Source organism: Rickettsia lanei, from assembly GCF_056242675.1.
The window spans coordinates 116,175-132,343 of sequence record NZ_CP172233.1; the positions used below are offsets into that span (position 1 = coordinate 116,175).

The window sequence follows — 16,169 nt, forward strand, 5'->3', positions numbered from 1 at the left end:
TTGGAATATTATTTACCCGATGATTTTAATAGTAGATTTATCAAAAATAACGGTAGAACAAGAAAGCTACATTGAGGAATCTTTAAATAAGACATATAGTAATATAACATATAAAATTAGCACCAATAATAAAGAAGAAGCATTTGTTTATGTATTAGTAGAGGCCCAATCAACAATTGATTATTGGACGGCTTTGCGGTTATGGCAATATACACTATTATTATGTGAAAGACATAAGCAAGGCAGGGATAAATTACCAATTACCGCTAGTCTATAATTTAGTTATTTACAACGGTAAAGAAATTTATAATGCTCCAAGACATCTGTGGAGTTTATTTACTGATAGTGTGATGGCAAAGAAATTAATGGAGGAAGATTATCAATTAGTAGATTTGCAAGCTATGACAGATGATGAAATCGTCAAGCAAAAACATTTAGGTATGCTAGAATATATGATGCAGCATATCCAATATGCAGGATATGATAAAACTATGGGAGAAGTTTTTAACAGAGTTTAAGCATATTATAATATTGGATAAAGAAAAAGGTTATATTTACCTAAGATCGTTCTTATGATATACTAACGCAAAATTATCAAAACAAAAACAACCGGGATTAGTAGAAGTATTAGATATACATCTATTACCGCAAGATAAGGATACTATTATGAAAACTATCTCTGATACATATAGAGATGAAGGAAAGGTGCAGGGTATTGAGATAGGCAAAGCTGAGGGCGAACATAATAAGGCAGTAATTATAGCGAAGGAAATGTTCAGTCAGGGCTGTAAAATTCCTGTTATTGCCAAAATTACAGGTCTTCAAGAAACTTTCGTTCACTCAATTGTAAATAAGTAATTAATCATGCAAGCACCACTTGCACAAATCCTAAATATCCATATCCTCCCAAAGAAAAGCATCTATTGTCATAATCACATATAACCTTTATAATAATATTCTTGAATCAACTACAAAATCTATGAAAGAATTTCCAAAAAATTATAATTTTACCGAAAATGAAAAAAAGTGGCAGCAAATTTGGCAAGAGAAACAAATTTATGCTTATAATCCAAACGTTGCAAAAGAAGAAACCTATGTAATCGATACTCCGCCTCCGACAGTTTCAGGGCAGTTACATATCGGTCATGTTTATAGCTATACGCAAACCGACTTTATTGTACGTTTTCAGCGTATGATGGGTAAAAATACCTTTTATCCTATGGGTTTTGACGATAACGGGTTACCGACCGAGAGACTTGTTGAAAAGCAGAAACAGATCAAAGCTTATAATATGGATCGATCTGAATTTATAAAAATTTGCGAAGAGGTAGTAGAAAGTGAAGAAGAAAAGTTTAGAAGTCTATTTAACCAAATAGCTTTATCGGTTGATTGGAGTTTAGAGTACCAAACTATTAGTCCGTTATCACGAAAAATATCACAAATGTCTTTTCTTGATTTAGTACAAAAAGAAGCAATTTATCGTACTAATCAACCGATTTTATGGGATCCAGTAGATGGTACAGCTCTTGCCCAAGCTGATATTGAGGATAAGGAAAAAACCTCTTTCATGAATTATATTACGTTTAAAACCGAGCAAGGAGACCCGCTTACTATAGCCACCACCAGACCTGAGTTATTACCGGCTTGCGTAGCCGTATTTTATCACCCTGACGATGGACGTTATAAGCATCTAGCCGGTAAATCAGCTATAACCCCACTTTTTAATGAGCAAGTTCCACTGCTTGCTGACCCTTTAGTACGACAAGATAAAGGTACGGGACTGGTAATGTGCTGTACGTTTGGTGATCAAACGGATATTACTTGGTGGAAGACGCATAATCTACCTTTAAAAACTATTATCACTAAAAAAGGTACAATAGACTTCCAACATGAAACTTCTATAGATGGGTTGAAAATTAAAGAAGCTCGAACAAAAATAATAGATATTTTAAAAGAACAAGAGTTGCTTATTAAACAAGAAGACATCACTCATACCGTTAAATGTGCCGAGAGGTCAGGTGCTCCTCTTGAGATATTAACTGTACCGCAATGGTTCGTTAAAACTATATCACATAAAGAAGAATTGCTTAAAAGAGCGAATGAGTTAAATTGGCATCCTAAAAATATGAAGATTCGTTTAGAGAATTGGATTAATGCCATTAGTTGGGATTGGTGTATAAGTAGGCAGCGTTATTTTGGTGTGCCTTTCCCTGTTTGGTACTCTAAAAGAGTAGGTGAGGAAGGAAAAATCTTATATGCCGATGTTACGCAACTACCTATCGATCCGTTAAAAGATTTACCTATGGGTTATAGTAAAGAAGAAGTGGAACCTGATTATGACGTAATGGATACTTGGGCAACAAGTTCCGTTTCGCCTCAACTTTCTACTCATGGGATTTCTGACGATTTCGCTGTTAATAAAGATAGGCACGATAAATTATTTCCGATGGATTTAAGACCTCAAGCACATGAAATTATCAGAACTTGGGCGTTCTATACTATTTTAAAAGCTCATTTACACCAAAATACTTTGCCGTGGAAAAACATCATGATAAGCGGTTGGTGTTTAGCTGAAGATCGAAGTAAAATGTCAAAATCTAAGGGCAATGTTTTAGTTCCTGAAAAACTGTTAGAACAATATGGTTCCGACGTGATACGTTATTGGTCGGCAAATTCAAAGCTAGGTGCTGATACCGCCTATTCTGAAGACGTTATGAAAAACGGCAAAAGGCTTGTTAACAAGCTATGGAATGCCGCTAAATTTGTTTTTATACATTTTGATAAACTGAAAGGTGAAGATAAAAAAGCGAGTTTACTCGATATTAAAGAAAAAATCACTAACGAGTTTGATCAATGGATGGTTAATAAGCTAGTGGAATTAGTTAAGCTAGCTACAAATGAGTTACAAAACTACGAATATGCAAATGCTATGCATCTGACGGAAAAATTCTTTTGGGTGGTATTTTGTGATAATTATTTAGAAATAAGCAAAACAAGAAGCTATGATGAGGAACACAAAAATCCACAAGGACAATATAGTAGCATATTAACTTTATATCATGTTATGCAAACGTTACTGAAACTATTTGCACCTTTCATGCCGCATATTACCGAAGAATTATACCAAATATTATATAGTGAAAATTCTATTCATGTTAAAGGTAGCTGGGTTAATTACAGTGACTTAAATTATGAAATCAATGCCAAAGGAGCAGAAGGGCTGCTTGAAATACTAGATATCGTCAGAAAATTCAAAGCTGAGAAGAATCTATCTATAAAAGCTCCAATAAAATTGCTTGAAGTTAGCGGCATAGTATTATCTGCAGAATTAGCAGAAGATTTAAAAAACGTCACATCGGCAGAAGAAATACAATTTGAGATGAAAGATGATAAAATTAAAGTCAATATTATCCTTTAAAAATATTTTACGCTCAATCCTTACTATTTTCGTCGGTATATTGTGTTATGCTTATCTACTAGAACATAATTGGCGATATGTAACCTTAAGTGATGAACAAGTAAAAAAATACAGGATTAGCGAGAAAAAAGCTATTGCCCTTTATCAGTTAATGAAAGACACTCATGAGCTACTTGGTAAGAATAATATTAATTATTGGATAGACGGCGGCACTCTGCTTGGAGCCGTTAGACATCAAGGCATAATTCCTTTTGACGATGATTTAGATATCGGCATTATGCATGAAGACGAAATACGTTTGCAACAAATATTACCACAATTTGCACAATTAGGATATCGTGTTAAACATAATAAAATTTATGTAATTTGTGGAGAAAAATGCTTAGATATTTTCGTATTTCATAAAGAAAATGATAAATTTGTTCATTTTAATCAAAGTATGCGTAATAAATATCCAAATGATTTTTTTTATGATTATGAGCTATATCCTTTAAAAAAATATAAATTTGGTAGTATAGAAGTATATGGGCCATCTGAATATAAAGAGAATTTGAATAGACAATATCTAGAATGGGATAAATATGCAATAATATACAGCCCTCATAGCTTACATTTACCTTTTTTATCGAATATCGAGAAAAAAACTAAATTTATATTAACACCGGAATTGTTAAAACCGGCTCAGCCACTCGGACCGCTAGAAGATAAAGTGAATATAGTCAATTCAGCTACATTTAGTGGTATGTGCGAGGATACAGCTTATCATTAAATGTCGAATTGGTAATGACTATTTCGATATAAGCAACGAAATAGTCATATGATTTACATTTGCCTAGCTTACTTTTTTTGCAAAAATTCATATCAAACAAGTTGAGATAAGAAAGTAATAGCCGGTACTATCCATAAACCCGGTGTATCAAAGCAAGAGTCTGAAATAGCTTGTTTATTTTGAATTACTTGAAAACTAAACTCAGGGTTAAGTAATGCATGAAAATATTTTAAGCTTGAAGAAACGGTTGAGTCACTTACTTTTGCTTCCACTAAAATCCACGGTTGGTTATCTTTTGTTATTACTAAATCGACTGCACGTTTTTGTTTATCACGCAGATAGTATAAACCAACATCACCAAGCCCTGTTTCGTTCCAAGAATATACGGCTTTTAAAAGGTGAGAAGCTACAAGATTTTCAAATCTTGTTCCTATATCTTTTATTTGCGATCAATCCCAAAGGTAAATTTGGGGCTCTTTTATCAAACTTTTTACAACATTTTTAGACCAAGGTTTGATAGCAAAACAATAATAATGCTTTTCTAGCAAAGAGAGCCATCTTCTTATTGTTTGGTCTGAACCTCTAACTTTGTTAGCAAGGTTTGTGTATAGCTTATTAATGAGCCGGCTTGCTCATTTATAATGCTAGCAAGTAATTCTAACGCACAAATATTGTTGATATCTTCAGTATTTCTTACATCTTCTCTAAATAATTGTTCGAATCTTTGATTACTCCATATTCTATGAAATTTAGCAGTTGCTTTTAAATAACTTTCTGCAAATCCTCCAAAATTTATTAAAGCTTCAAATTCATCTATAGTGATATTTTTGGGGCTTTTTATATAATCAATTTCATTATCAAAATTTTTAGCTATTTCAGATACCGATAACGGATACACGGTTAAACTTATATAACGTCCCATTAGGCTATCACCGCCTTTTTTATATATATTTAATTTGGCACTACCTGTTATAATAAATTCAATATTTTCTCTGAATTTATCATAAAATCCTTTTACAAGATTTTTCCAATCTTTATATTTATGAATTTCATCTAATATTAAGCACGGTTTCTTATCGGATATAGTAGAAAGTAGATTTTTAAAAAGTTCGGTGTGTTTGTTTAAGATTTTATTTCTATCTTCTAGATAATCCCAATTTAGGTAAATTGAATTAGGATTAGGCTTAATCACTTGTTTTAATATTGTAGTTTTTCCTACGTGCCTTGCTCCGCTTATAAATACAAGCTTACCATAATTTGTTAGATATTCTTCAACTTGCTTTTTATATAACCTATCCATTATAATATCTCTATAAGTTTATAAAAATATTATAGGCTAATATCGAAATAGTCTTACTTGTAGTATTGAAATTGAGCATTGCCTAGAAAAAGTTGTTTTATAGTTTAGCCTTCCGATGTCATTCCCACGAAAGCGGGAATGCTTTGTTGCGTGGACCAGTTTCCTAATTGTCATCCTGCGACTTGATCACGGGATCCAGTTTAAAACATTAAAATTTTAGTATTTTAAGTTGTGTTTTTGGATATCGTGGTCAAGCCACGGCATAACACCGAACGGGTTTTTCGGTCCACACAACAAGACCTGCGCAGACATGACATAAAACTAGCCATGCAACAACACCTGCAGTAACTCACAATGACTATATCAACCTTTGCTAGGCAATGCCAAAATCATTAGTGCAAATTATGCGGTACTTTAGTATTATTTAACATTAAACTTTGCTTCATTCTATGCCTTATTTATTACCCACTATTATAACTACGCTACTTATTTTATTAGCGCTAATAATTTGGTTTTATGTAAAAACTCAAACCTTAAGGACACAGCTACAATTTTTATCAGAGCAGAATCTAGAAATTAGCAATAACAACCAATTATTAAATCAAGAAAAGATAGGATATTTACAGAAAATTGAGCAATTGCAGTGTAAAATAGAATATCAAGCACAGACTATTAAGGATTCAGAAAAAATAAGAGAAGAGTCATTTTCATCGGCTAAAGCTGCGTTATTTGATTTAGGTCAAGATTTGTCTAAACAATTAATAGCGATACATAAAATGGAAAACACGGCGGCAAGAGAGCTAGCCGAGAAAAATATCGCTACTGCTTCAGGAAAATTTAATAGTGAGTTTGAACGGTTAATTACGATGGTGGGAGCATTAAATAAAGATATAGAGCAATCAAAAGGTACAGTTGATTTGATAAAACAGTCTCTACTTTCTCCGATCGGGGCGGGGCTACTTGCTGAGATTACCCTTGAGAATATCTTAAAATCTTCGGGCTTACGTCCTAATTTAGATTTCATTATGCAATACGGTCTAACTACATTAGATAGCGGAAAGCTAAGACCTGATGCGCTCATTTTTCTTCCTTCCGGTAATTTAATGGTTATTGATTCTAAAGCTTCAAAGTTTCTTGTAGACGAGCAAGATAATAACATGAGTCTTAATAAAACTATGAATTACCATTTAAAATCTTTGGCGAATAAAGAATATGCCGCAAATATTTTAACTAATCTCAACAAAAAGGATCAGAGCTTTAACAATGTTATTACTTTAATGTTTTTGCCGACTGAACAAGCGGTTGAGAAAGTTATTGCAGCCGACCCTGAATTTTTACAAAAAGCTTGGGGCTGTAATATCTTTCCGGTAGGACCTAGCGGACTTATGAATATGCTATCATTTGCAAAATTTCAAATTACCGATCATCGCCGCTCAGAAAATTATAAGGTAATCATTGAAGAAGTGAGAAAGCTATTAAGCTCCATCGGTACTATGGCAGATTATTCTCAAAAGATCGGTAATAACCTGCATAATATGGTTACTAATTACGATAAATTTGCTGCCTCGTTTAATCGTAATTTTATGTCAAGAGTAAAGAATATTCAAAAACTCGGTATTGATTCAGGGAATAAAGCCATGCCGGCTACCTTAGAGCGTTATCAAATTGTTTCCTCTAAATCTGAGATTATTGAAGTGGAAGCAGAAAATCCACCAAAAATAGCAGAAAAATTATAAATAAATTTTTCTCGTAATAGGTAATTTAAATGTTAAAAAAACTTTCCATAATGTGTATAGCCATATTGTTACTATGTGTAAGCATATAAGATTAAAGCTCCTAAAAAAGAAAACAAACATGCTATAAGGGTGCGTTTTATTAATATGTGGCCGGGCTTTACAATAGACAAGCTACCGATGATAAAAGAAATCATTGAAGAAAACGGACGAACAATTGTTATAGATCATAACAATTATGACCTTATTATTGATAGTGTTTTTGGTCAAAGAACTATTAGTAATAAAGATAGTATAAAGATAGTATAAAGATATTTTTTACCGGTGAATCGGTGAGACCAAAGCTAGAAAATTATGATATATCTATAGGTTTTGATTATATAGAGCATCCAAATTATATAAGAATACCTTTATATTATATGTATTGTACTAATGACATCAGTACTTGAATATAAACGCTCAAAATACAATCCGAACAAAACGTATTTTGCTTGTTTCTTAGTCTCTAACGGTATAGAAGATCCTGAGAACGACGGCTGCATAGCAAGAAAAATCGATTTTTTCATAAATTGTCGCTGTATAAAAAAGTAGTAAGCGGGATGTAAACCCTAATTCAGTAATATTTGCTAAAGATTATTCAGAAGAAGATTTATATAATTATATTATTTCTGTTGATAAAGATGATGAAAAATATTATAAGATATATATACCGGCTTCAGAAAATAATTACATCGCAGTAAAAGAAAAGTTTTTAATTTGTATTTAATAATTAAGAAAAAATTACCTTTATTAAATACAAATTAAAAACTATTTTTATAATATCAATTATAATTATTTGTTTATCATTACTTTTTATTAAAAACTTATCAAATAGGTTCTTGCTCCACTTGAAGAAAAAGATATTAAAATTTTTATAGTAAACCTACGCAGCACTGATAGATATAACAATATTAGTAAACAATTCGACAATAATAATTTATTCTATGAAAGGTTTAGTGCAGTAGACGGTTATAATTTATCTATAACAGATTCAGGGGGAAAAAGATTTACCGGATTAGATGTACAAAATAACCCTACTCTTTTATCCCTTAATAATGGTTATACTGTACTTTGTCCTTCGGAAAATATAAATTATTATTCCGATAGCAAAATATTAAATCATACTTTAACTGCAGGTGAACTCGGTTGTTATTGTAACCATAGAGAAATTTGACTTAAAATGGTTAAAGACAATATACCTTATGCCCTAATAATAGAAGATGATGCTATACTAAATGACGATTTCCGTAATAAATTTTTAACAATGCTTAAACATTTACCTACCGACTGGGATTTAATTTATTTGTCCTTGTCACATTCTAAAAACAAAATATTTTATAATATTTACAATAAGCCGTATTTAAAGAAGATAGGTCATGGTGGTTACTTTAATACAACTACAGGTTATTTGATACACTTAAAAGCTGCTCAAAAACTTCTTGAATATAGCAAAAACTTTACTTTAGAGATTGATAATGTACCAAGCTTTTATGCATAGCGCAGTGCAGTCCTATGTCACCTCGCCTTTTTGAATATATGCAACACTTAATTCTGAAGATTCAATTATATTTGAAATGGGAAGAGCACATTAAATAACGTAAATTTTACAACCTTAATCGAGGTTTTGTAGACATTTCTAAAAAGATTTAATTTTGGCTATTTTTTGCTGCAAAATAGCAAATCAATTAGCAGTGTCCACAAAACCTCTAAGCATGGTACTTCTTCCTGTAGGATCAATATCAATAACTGTAGCATCGTTTGTGCCTGAGGTAACCTTATTAAGCCAAGTAAGGGTAGTAGCGGTTTTCTCGGCAATATTCTTGCCTGCACTACTAATTGCCTTGCCGACATTGAAATCCTATATAACAGTTGTTAAAACATCTATTAAAGTTGCAAGACTTAAGAATTTTAAATCTTTAATAGACTCAAACATTATTAAAGGTACTATCGCTACGGTCAATCTTGCCGCATCATTATAGTAAAACTTTTGAAAAAACACATCATTAGTTAATGTTTTGTTGGTGATATTTTCTATAACTTTATTGCCGTAATATGTTGATACTAATATAAAGAAGCAAGACGCATGAATTTAACAGAAGTTGATGCATAAAACATTGGATCTTCATAAAATCCTAATACTGGATTACGAAAATAAAAACAGATATAATCCAAAATCAGTGTGGCTATTGCCGAACATATAGCAGTACTCTTCCATCCATGATAGATACTAATGTCTGATTCAATATTGTTAAAATCTATATCTTGATTGGTAAGTTTATTATATATTGCCTGAAGTTTTATTTGCGTATTCTTATCTGTTTTGGAATGTTTATATAGTAACTGAAAATATGGTTTAATTTCTTCAGCTGTAAATTGCTTATGCTCAATTAAAGCCGGTACAATTTTATCATGCAAAAATTTAATTCATTTATTTTGCATAAAATTTGTAACTTTACTTTGTTCTTCTACTACTCCTGCAACTGTATACCATCGTAAAGCCCGTATATACAATTATACGATTAATAGTATAATTATTTAATAAATCAATAGGCTGCAACCCTAAATTAGCAGCATATCTAAAACAAATCGCAGTTGTATTTACGGCATCATTAGCAAAGCTTGGAGTATGATCAAATAAAAATTTAACATCTTCAGCATTGTCATTGTTATTTTCTAATGCTTGAAACATATTATTATTCATCTCTTTAGTTTGTCTATTTGATAAGACCGTACCGGGAAAGATAATAAAATTTGTAGCATCGCAAGGTTAGTGGTCGGTAAAGCACATAATTCATACCAAGGATCCTTTTCGTCAATTACATATGAACGTAAAGCAATTACACCCACTATAAGAGAAACATAAGTAATTGCTATTTTGCCTGAATGATTACTAACTAAAGCTGATTTTTCGGTTAACCAAGAAGCAATTTTGTGATCTTCATTATACTTATCACTAGCTTTTTCTATTCTAGTAAGACTTGGCTCTAATGCATTAAGATAATTTGCAAAATTTAAATGAGCTTTTTTTACTATATTAAACTCGTTTTCATACGAGGAAGGCGCATTTAAAGTATTTGTAAGTAATATTGCTTTAGCTATATAGCGAAAAATATTCTCTCGTCAGAGGATATGCCATAGCATCGATTTCTTTGGCTGCTTTAATCAAGTGTTCAGATTGATCTAAATTATTTTTTAAAAACACTTGGACTTTAGTAACTAGGGTACTAAAACCTAATAAATTTATATCCCCTATATCATCTAGCATAGCATCAATGATATTCTTGTTTTCTACTCACCTAAATTAAAACTAGCAAGTGCTGTAGTAGTTTTCCATAATCTTACGCCTAAATTTGATATATCATTATAATATTGTATTATTACTTCTAGTGTATTACTCATAATTTCAATTAAATAAATATTAAAAATATAAACATCTCATAATATTTATTCAAATCTTTTATATATAATCATTTATAATCTTTAATTATTTTAACATTAAAGTCACACACGAGCAACCCCAGTTTATGATAAGAGAGAAGAGGATTGGGTTATAAAAGTTTTTCACCAAAAAAACAATAGTTGTAGACATAACATATCCTTTTTTATCTTCTATTGGCAACAGGATCTGATTAATGATATAAAAACAGTACCTGAATCGTTTATATTATAATGAGAATACTAGTAACAGGAGCTAACGGCTTGATTGGATCATATATTACAACTGAATTATTAAAGAATAATTATAAAGTAATATGCTGTGTTAGAGATGTTGAATCGACCAGGAAAAATTCCCTACTGCAGAAGTGATATACTGTGATTTTAATATAGACCTAACACCACAAAGCTGGATAAATAGATTAAATAACATAGATATAGTTATTAATGTATCAGGTGTGTTAAAGTCTAGTCATGCAATAATATTGGCAATGTTCATGTCAATGATCCAAAGGCTCTATTTAAGGCTTGCACCCTTACTAACGTACAAAGAATTATTCATATTTCAGCTCTTGGAATAGATGATGAAAAAAACACTGCTTATGCTTTAACTAAAAAAGCAGCTGAAGCATATGTACAAAAATTAGAAATATAGACTGGATAATTTTACAACCGTCTCTTGTTTACGCAAGCGGTTGTTATGGTGGTACCTCGCTATTTAGGGCTCTTGCAACATTACCGTATTTTATTCCTTTAATAGGTGATGGTTTACAACAATTTCAACCTATTCATATTGATGATTTAACGAAAGTAATTATTCACTGTATAGAAAGGGAAGGAAAAATCCACACATTATTAAAAATAGTTGGACCAGACATAGTGAACATGAAGGATATCTTGCTTGGATTCAGAAAATGGCTTGGAGTCATGGAAGACTAATAAAAATTTCTTTAATATTCATTAAAATAGCAGCTAAATTAGGGGATTGTCTAAAAATAGGACCCATTAATTCTACTGCGTATAATATATGTTACTTCAACCTAATATTGCTGATAAAAAAGATTTTATTGATTTTACTTCTATAATCCCTAGAAACTTGCAACAAGGTTTTGCAACCGAACCTTTAACCGTACAATCCATATGGCAGCTAGGCTTTATTTTTTAAAACCTATAATAAAAATTGTCTTAGGACTATTTTGGATAATGACAGGAATTATTTCAAGCATTTTTGTTTATGATGCTAGTATGCAAATTATAATATCACTAGGATTTGATAAACAAATAGCACCTTACATATTATATGGAAGCTGCTTTACAGATATTATTCTTAGCATTCTATTAATTATCAAAAATACAATAAATAGGATATGTAGTTTACAAATTTTATTAATACTAGTATACTCTACTATTAACATATCTTAAGCCAATATTGTGGCTAGATCCGCTTGGCCGATATTTAAAAATATGCCAGTAATATTACTTACTTTAGTATTCATGGCAATAGAACGAGATAAATAATGGATTATCTTTTTATAAAAACTATGCATATTATTAGCTCTACCACTTGATTTGGTACTGGAATTGGTACTGCTGTTTTTATGTGGTGGCAAATAAAACCGGTGATTTGAATGCAACGGCATATGCAACTCGCACTACAATAGCTGATCTTCTTTTTACTACTCCAACTGTGATAATTCAACCGGTTAGCGGCATAATATTAGTAAATATGCTTGGCTATAATTATTTTGATTTATGGCTTACCTTAACTTATAGCGGATACATCATCGCCGGTAGTTGTTGGCTTCTGGTGGTATGGATTCAAATTCCACTACGAAATATGGCACTTGAAGCATTAAAACCGTGAATTCCCCTACCGGAAAAATATTATAAATTATTTAAATTATGATTCTACCTAGGCTGGCCGGTATTTATCAGTTTGAGTATTATTTTTTTCTTAATGGTATTTAAACCGCTATAATACTAGTTTAGGATAAATTTTATACTAAATTAGTATTGTCCTGTGGTCAAGCCAGCGTTGTTGTGTGGATACCCACCCATCATTGTGAGCAGTCGTAGGTCTTGTTGCAGGCTTGTTTATGTCATTCCCGCGTAGGCGGGAATCCAGTAAAACATATAAAAAACTGATGTTGTATAGGTTTACTTTATCACATGTATCACTTCTTACATCAATATTGAAGTTATTTTTCTGGATTCCCGCCTACGCGGGAATGACATAGAGAAGAAATAATATTTACGCCGGTATATCTGCAATAATCGGTTGTTTTTTGTTTGATTTTGTAGAAATGAGAGAGGTCATTATCGGTTCGACTAAGCCGTTAACTACCTCTTTTGTAATAGTAACACGCTGTTTTTTTAGCTCGGCAACTTTATACATACTATCAAGCAAAAGATGCTCAAGTATTGAACGAAGTCCTCTTGCTCCCGTCTTTTTAGCTAGAGCTTTTTCGGCAATAGTTTCTAAGGCTGAATCATCAATTACAAGCTCAGCATCATCAAGCTCAAATTGTTTCTGATATTGCTTTACTATGGCGTTCTTAGGCTTAGTTAAAATTGTAATTAAAGCTTCTTTGTCTAACTCATCTAAAGTAGTAACAATAGGTAATCTACCGATAAATTCAGGAATTAAACCGAATTTAGTTAAATCCTCAATCTCTAGGGATTTAAGAATCTCACTATTATTTTTCTCTTTATCTATATTTACGTTAGCTGCAAAGCCTATAGAACTATGATTAGTTCTTGAGGTTATAATGCTATCAATCCCCATAAAAGCACCACCACAAATAAATAAGATATTTGAAGTATCTAACTGTACGAAATCTTGTTGTGGGTGTTTCCTACCGCCTTGAGGAGGCACGGAAGCAACTGTTCCTTCCATAATTTTAAGTAATGCCTGCTGTACTCCTTCACCCGATACATCCCGTGTAATAGAAGGATTCTCCGATTTACGGGCAATTTTATCAACCTCGTCAATATAAATTATACCTTTTTGTGCTTTTGCTATATTAAACTCAGATGCTATCAATAAACGTAGTAATATATTCTCAACATCTTCACCGACATACCCGGCTTCCGTTAAAGAAGTAGCATCCGCCATAGTAAAAGGTACGTCTAAAATTTTAGCAAGCGTTTGAGCAAGTACAGTTTTGCCTGAACCGGTAGGACCGATCAGTAAGATATTCGACTTATTAAGCTCAACGTCATTATTGCCGGATTGTACATATTCAAGCCTCTTATAATGGTTATAAACCGCTACTGCTAAAATCTTTTTCGCTTGATCTTGCCCAACTACATAATCATTTAGAATGCCACATATTTTTTGCGGCGTTGGAATTGAAGAAGTAATTTGCTTTAAAGCAACTTTATTTTCTTCTTTCATAATATCTGTACATAAATCTATACATTCATCACAAATAAATACTGCAGGACCTGCTATCAGTTTTTTTACTTCATGTTGTTTTTTACTACAAAACGAACAAATCAATGCTTTTTTATCAGCTTCTACTACCATTAACTTTCTTTTTTATGTTTATTTTAACAATTCTTACTATAGTACTCTTGCGTATATATAATAATCTTTATGCTCATTTGCAACTATTTCGTATTTTTTAAGAATTCCTTCCCTAGCAAAACCGCATCTCTCAAGAAGATTAATTGAACGAAAATTATCAGTAATTACTGTTGCTTGTACTCTTATAATACCAATATAATCAGCAAATTTTAAAATATTCTTTATAGATTTTAACATCATACCTTGACCCCAAAAATTAGGATCTAGATCATAACTTATTTCTGCTCTATGATGCTCTAGATTTATTATATTAAAACCGGCAGTACCTATTAATTTATTATCGTCTTTAATGGCAATTCCCCAATAAAAACTTCTATGATTTTTATATAAACTAGACCAATAACGTATTTCCTCTCCGGCTTCTTCTACGTCTTTAGGCCTATTGCTATCAGTTATATAAATAGCCATTTCCGGCTTACTCATATAATTAAAATAATCTTGTGCATCCTCCGCGACTAACTCTCGTAAAACTATATCGTTTAAATCAAGCACAGGAAAAGGGGCATATAAATGTCCTCTATTTATCATATATACTAACTATTTTTCTGTATAATATAAATATTGCATATTCATATTATACAGAAGATTTGTAAATAATGAGTATACAAGGTGAACAACGGTTTCCACCTTGTATACAAATTTACTTCATATTATTTTATTATTAATTTTATTTATGAGTATATATCTATAATTATACATACTGAATCGGGTCTTGTACATTATTCTTTTTAAAAGCATCAAGTCGTACAATGCATGATAGACATTGACCACAAGATAAACCGTCTTCTGTTGGATCATAACATGATATTGTTTTACTATAATCTACTCCAAGCTCAAGCCCTTTTTTAATTATTTGCTCTTTGGTCATATTTATTAAAGGAGCATGGATAGTAATTTTTTCTCCATTTACTCCTACCCTAGTTGCTAAATTTGCCATTGTTTCAAAAGATTTTATATATTCAGGACGACAATCAGGATAGTTAGTATAATCATTAGTGTGTACCCCAATAAAAATATCTCTAGCTCCTATAACCTCAGCAACTCCTAGTGCGTAGCTTAAAAATATTGTATTACGTGCCGGTACATAAGTAACCGGTATGTCACTTGGTAATTGATCTGTGTTTTTAAATTTTGGTACATCTATATTATCATCAGTCAATGCAGAACCGATAAATGACTGCAAATCAATATTAATAACCCTATGTTGTTTTACATTATAATCTTTAATTAATCCTTGGATTTTTTGGACTTCCAGACTATTGCGTCTATGATAATTAAAACTTAGAGCATAAATTTCATAATCCGTTTTGCTAACTATCTCAAGAACCGTAGTAGAATCAGGTCCACCGCTTAATAAAATCACTGCTTTTTTTTTCATTGTTTTACCGATAAAGTTAATTTTTGAGATACTAAAGCATTTAAACTAATTTTTGCTCTAAGTGCTTCAAGTACTAAAGCTCGATGCACACGTTTATCTACTCTAACATTAAACTGTCCGCTATACTCTTTCCTAGACGGAGCTAAGGGGATAGATTGATTATGACTTATATAACTTTCTTTCATTAAAGTCCAAGCTTGTTGTAATTCTTGCAATGCTTTTTCAGGCGAATTACCAAAAGCTGATACATTCGGTAGCTCTTCAAACCTTGCTAGCCAATCTCCATCCGTATCTTTAAAAAGTTCTATAGTAAACCCATCAAATGTATCATTTGTTTTCATCTTCATTTCCTTTTGCAAAGTTTAAAAATGGTCGAACTTGATATTCTTTTTCCATATTTCCAAAAGTGTGAATAGATAACCTATTTCCTTTGGGCAAGTACCAAATCTGATGGCTACCTTTTTGCCTATCTTTAACCCAACCGCACTTAGTCATTAAAGTATGAATC

Annotated in this window: 23 protein-coding genes and 3 pseudogenes; 13 read left to right on the forward strand and 13 right to left on the reverse strand. The window is 31.7% G+C overall.

Annotated elements, in window-relative coordinates; all coding sequences use genetic code 11:
• Positions 1–70: 70 nt before the first annotated feature.
• The 5 genes from ACHBLB_RS00765 (at position 71) to ACHBLB_RS00785 (ending at position 4,187) form a co-directional block, all read left to right on the forward strand.
• A complete protein-coding gene (locus tag ACHBLB_RS00765) occupies positions 71–277 on the forward strand; it encodes an Rpn family recombination-promoting nuclease/putative transposase (protein ID WP_475842693.1) in 207 nt (68 codons plus the stop codon).
• Complete coding sequence (locus ACHBLB_RS00770; protein WP_475841921.1) at positions 225–518, forward strand: Rpn family recombination-promoting nuclease/putative transposase; 294 nt, start codon at positions 225–227, stop codon at positions 516–518. Before ACHBLB_RS00765 ends, ACHBLB_RS00770 begins: the two co-directional genes overlap by 53 nt.
• Positions 519–666: 148 nt before the next feature.
• On the forward strand, positions 667–858 hold the full coding sequence (locus tag ACHBLB_RS00775) for a hypothetical protein (protein ID WP_475841923.1): 192 nt from the start codon (positions 667–669) through the stop codon (positions 856–858).
• Positions 859–979: 121 nt separating this feature from the next.
• The gene (locus ACHBLB_RS00780; protein ID WP_475841925.1) at positions 980–3,418 is read left to right on the forward strand and encodes a valine--tRNA ligase; all 2,439 of its coding nucleotides are present in this window, start codon (positions 980–982) and stop codon (positions 3,416–3,418) included.
• Positions 3,387–4,187, forward strand: a complete 801-nt coding sequence (locus ACHBLB_RS00785) for a LicD family protein (protein ID WP_475841927.1) — start codon at positions 3,387–3,389, stop codon at positions 4,185–4,187. Before ACHBLB_RS00780 ends, ACHBLB_RS00785 begins: the two co-directional genes overlap by 32 nt.
• A 92-nt stretch (positions 4,188–4,279) precedes the next feature.
• Here ACHBLB_RS00785 and ACHBLB_RS00790 read toward each other — a convergent pair whose 3' ends face one another.
• From ACHBLB_RS00790 to ACHBLB_RS00805, 4 genes and pseudogenes are all read right to left on the reverse strand, one after another.
• A complete protein-coding gene (locus ACHBLB_RS00790) occupies positions 4,280–4,459 on the reverse strand; it encodes a hypothetical protein (RefSeq protein ID WP_041472358.1) in 180 nt (59 codons plus the stop codon).
• Between the two features lie 45 nt (positions 4,460–4,504).
• Positions 4,505–4,630: pseudogene (locus ACHBLB_RS00795) on the reverse strand (ATP-binding protein); the annotation flags it as partial.
• A gap of 6 nt (positions 4,631–4,636) precedes the next feature.
• Entirely contained in the window at positions 4,637–4,735 is a 99-nt protein-coding gene (locus ACHBLB_RS00800; RefSeq protein ID WP_475841930.1) for a hypothetical protein, read from the reverse strand.
• Between the two features lie 14 nt (positions 4,736–4,749).
• Complete coding sequence (locus ACHBLB_RS00805; RefSeq protein ID WP_475841932.1) at positions 4,750–5,487, reverse strand: ATP-binding protein; 738 nt, start codon at positions 5,485–5,487, stop codon at positions 4,750–4,752.
• Positions 5,488–5,936: 449 nt separating this feature from the next.
• Here ACHBLB_RS00805 and ACHBLB_RS00810 point away from each other — a divergent pair, with 449 nt between their 5' ends.
• The 4 genes and pseudogenes from ACHBLB_RS00810 to ACHBLB_RS00825 all read left to right on the forward strand — a co-directional run bounded on the left by ACHBLB_RS00810 (position 5,937) and on the right by ACHBLB_RS00825 (position 8,757).
• Positions 5,937–7,223: a DNA recombination protein RmuC gene (locus ACHBLB_RS00810; RefSeq protein ID WP_012151197.1), complete on the forward strand. Its 1,287-nt coding sequence runs from the start codon at positions 5,937–5,939 to the stop codon at positions 7,221–7,223.
• Positions 7,224–7,367: 144 nt separating this feature from the next.
• On the forward strand, positions 7,368–7,529 hold the full coding sequence (locus ACHBLB_RS00815) for a hypothetical protein (protein ID WP_475841934.1): 162 nt from the start codon (positions 7,368–7,370) through the stop codon (positions 7,527–7,529).
• A 23-nt stretch (positions 7,530–7,552) separates the two neighbouring features.
• Positions 7,553–7,669 carry a hypothetical protein gene (locus ACHBLB_RS00820; protein WP_475841936.1) on the forward strand — a complete coding sequence of 39 codons (117 nt, stop codon included), beginning with the start codon at positions 7,553–7,555 and terminating at the stop codon, positions 7,667–7,669.
• A gap of 500 nt (positions 7,670–8,169) precedes the next feature.
• A pseudogene (locus ACHBLB_RS00825) lies at positions 8,170–8,757 on the forward strand (glycosyltransferase family 25 protein).
• Between the two features lie 158 nt (positions 8,758–8,915).
• Here ACHBLB_RS00825 and ACHBLB_RS00830 read toward each other — a convergent pair.
• The 4 genes and pseudogenes from ACHBLB_RS00830 to ACHBLB_RS00845 form a co-directional block, all read right to left on the reverse strand.
• Positions 8,916–9,192: pseudogene (locus ACHBLB_RS00830) on the reverse strand (hypothetical protein).
• Between the two features lie 128 nt (positions 9,193–9,320).
• Positions 9,321–9,674 (reverse strand): hypothetical protein, encoded by a 354-nt coding sequence (locus tag ACHBLB_RS00835; RefSeq protein ID WP_475841938.1) that lies wholly within the window; start codon positions 9,672–9,674, stop codon positions 9,321–9,323.
• Positions 9,675–9,711: 37 nt separating this feature from the next.
• The gene (locus tag ACHBLB_RS00840; protein WP_475841940.1) at positions 9,712–9,960 is read right to left on the reverse strand and encodes a hypothetical protein; all 249 of its coding nucleotides are present in this window, start codon (positions 9,958–9,960) and stop codon (positions 9,712–9,714) included.
• 390 nt (positions 9,961–10,350) lie between these two features.
• Entirely contained in the window at positions 10,351–10,524 is a 174-nt protein-coding gene (locus tag ACHBLB_RS00845; RefSeq protein WP_475841942.1) for a hypothetical protein, read from the reverse strand.
• A 404-nt stretch (positions 10,525–10,928) separates the two neighbouring features.
• Here ACHBLB_RS00845 and ACHBLB_RS00850 point away from each other — a divergent pair, with 404 nt between their 5' ends.
• The 4 genes from ACHBLB_RS00850 to ACHBLB_RS00865 all read left to right on the forward strand — a co-directional run bounded on the left by ACHBLB_RS00850 (position 10,929) and on the right by ACHBLB_RS00865 (position 12,558).
• Positions 10,929–11,066, forward strand: coding sequence for an NAD-dependent epimerase/dehydratase family protein (locus tag ACHBLB_RS00850; protein ID WP_475841944.1), 138 nt, complete (start codon positions 10,929–10,931; stop codon positions 11,064–11,066).
• Positions 11,067–11,721: 655 nt separating this feature from the next.
• Positions 11,722–11,859 (forward strand): hypothetical protein, encoded by a 138-nt coding sequence (locus ACHBLB_RS00855; RefSeq protein ID WP_475841946.1) that lies wholly within the window; start codon positions 11,722–11,724, stop codon positions 11,857–11,859.
• 80 nt (positions 11,860–11,939) lie between these two features.
• On the forward strand, positions 11,940–12,116 hold the full coding sequence (locus ACHBLB_RS00860) for a DoxX-like family protein (protein WP_475842695.1): 177 nt from the start codon (positions 11,940–11,942) through the stop codon (positions 12,114–12,116).
• Between the two features lie 181 nt (positions 12,117–12,297).
• Positions 12,298–12,558 (forward strand): DUF2269 family protein, encoded by a 261-nt coding sequence (locus ACHBLB_RS00865; RefSeq protein ID WP_475841948.1) that lies wholly within the window; start codon positions 12,298–12,300, stop codon positions 12,556–12,558.
• 387 nt (positions 12,559–12,945) lie between these two features.
• Here ACHBLB_RS00865 and clpX read toward each other — a convergent pair whose 3' ends face one another.
• The 5 genes from clpX to ACHBLB_RS00890 form a co-directional block, all read right to left on the reverse strand.
• Complete coding sequence (clpX, locus tag ACHBLB_RS00870; RefSeq protein WP_475841950.1) at positions 12,946–14,223, reverse strand: ATP-dependent Clp protease ATP-binding subunit ClpX; 1,278 nt, start codon at positions 14,221–14,223, stop codon at positions 12,946–12,948.
• A gap of 36 nt (positions 14,224–14,259) precedes the next feature.
• Positions 14,260–14,811, reverse strand: coding sequence for a GNAT family N-acetyltransferase (locus ACHBLB_RS00875; protein WP_014363222.1), 552 nt, complete (start codon positions 14,809–14,811; stop codon positions 14,260–14,262).
• Between the two features lie 163 nt (positions 14,812–14,974).
• Positions 14,975–15,661 (reverse strand): 7-cyano-7-deazaguanine synthase QueC, encoded by a 687-nt coding sequence (gene queC / locus ACHBLB_RS00880; RefSeq protein WP_475841952.1) that lies wholly within the window; start codon positions 15,659–15,661, stop codon positions 14,975–14,977.
• Positions 15,658–16,002: a type II toxin-antitoxin system HicB family antitoxin gene (locus ACHBLB_RS00885; protein ID WP_012151206.1), complete on the reverse strand. Its 345-nt coding sequence runs from the start codon at positions 16,000–16,002 to the stop codon at positions 15,658–15,660. The genes queC and ACHBLB_RS00885 overlap by 4 nt, the downstream gene beginning before the upstream one ends.
• Positions 15,989–16,156: a type II toxin-antitoxin system HicA family toxin gene (locus ACHBLB_RS00890; RefSeq protein WP_004997648.1), complete on the reverse strand. Its 168-nt coding sequence runs from the start codon at positions 16,154–16,156 to the stop codon at positions 15,989–15,991. The genes ACHBLB_RS00885 and ACHBLB_RS00890 overlap by 14 nt, the downstream gene beginning before the upstream one ends.
• Positions 16,157–16,169 lie beyond the last annotated feature (13 nt).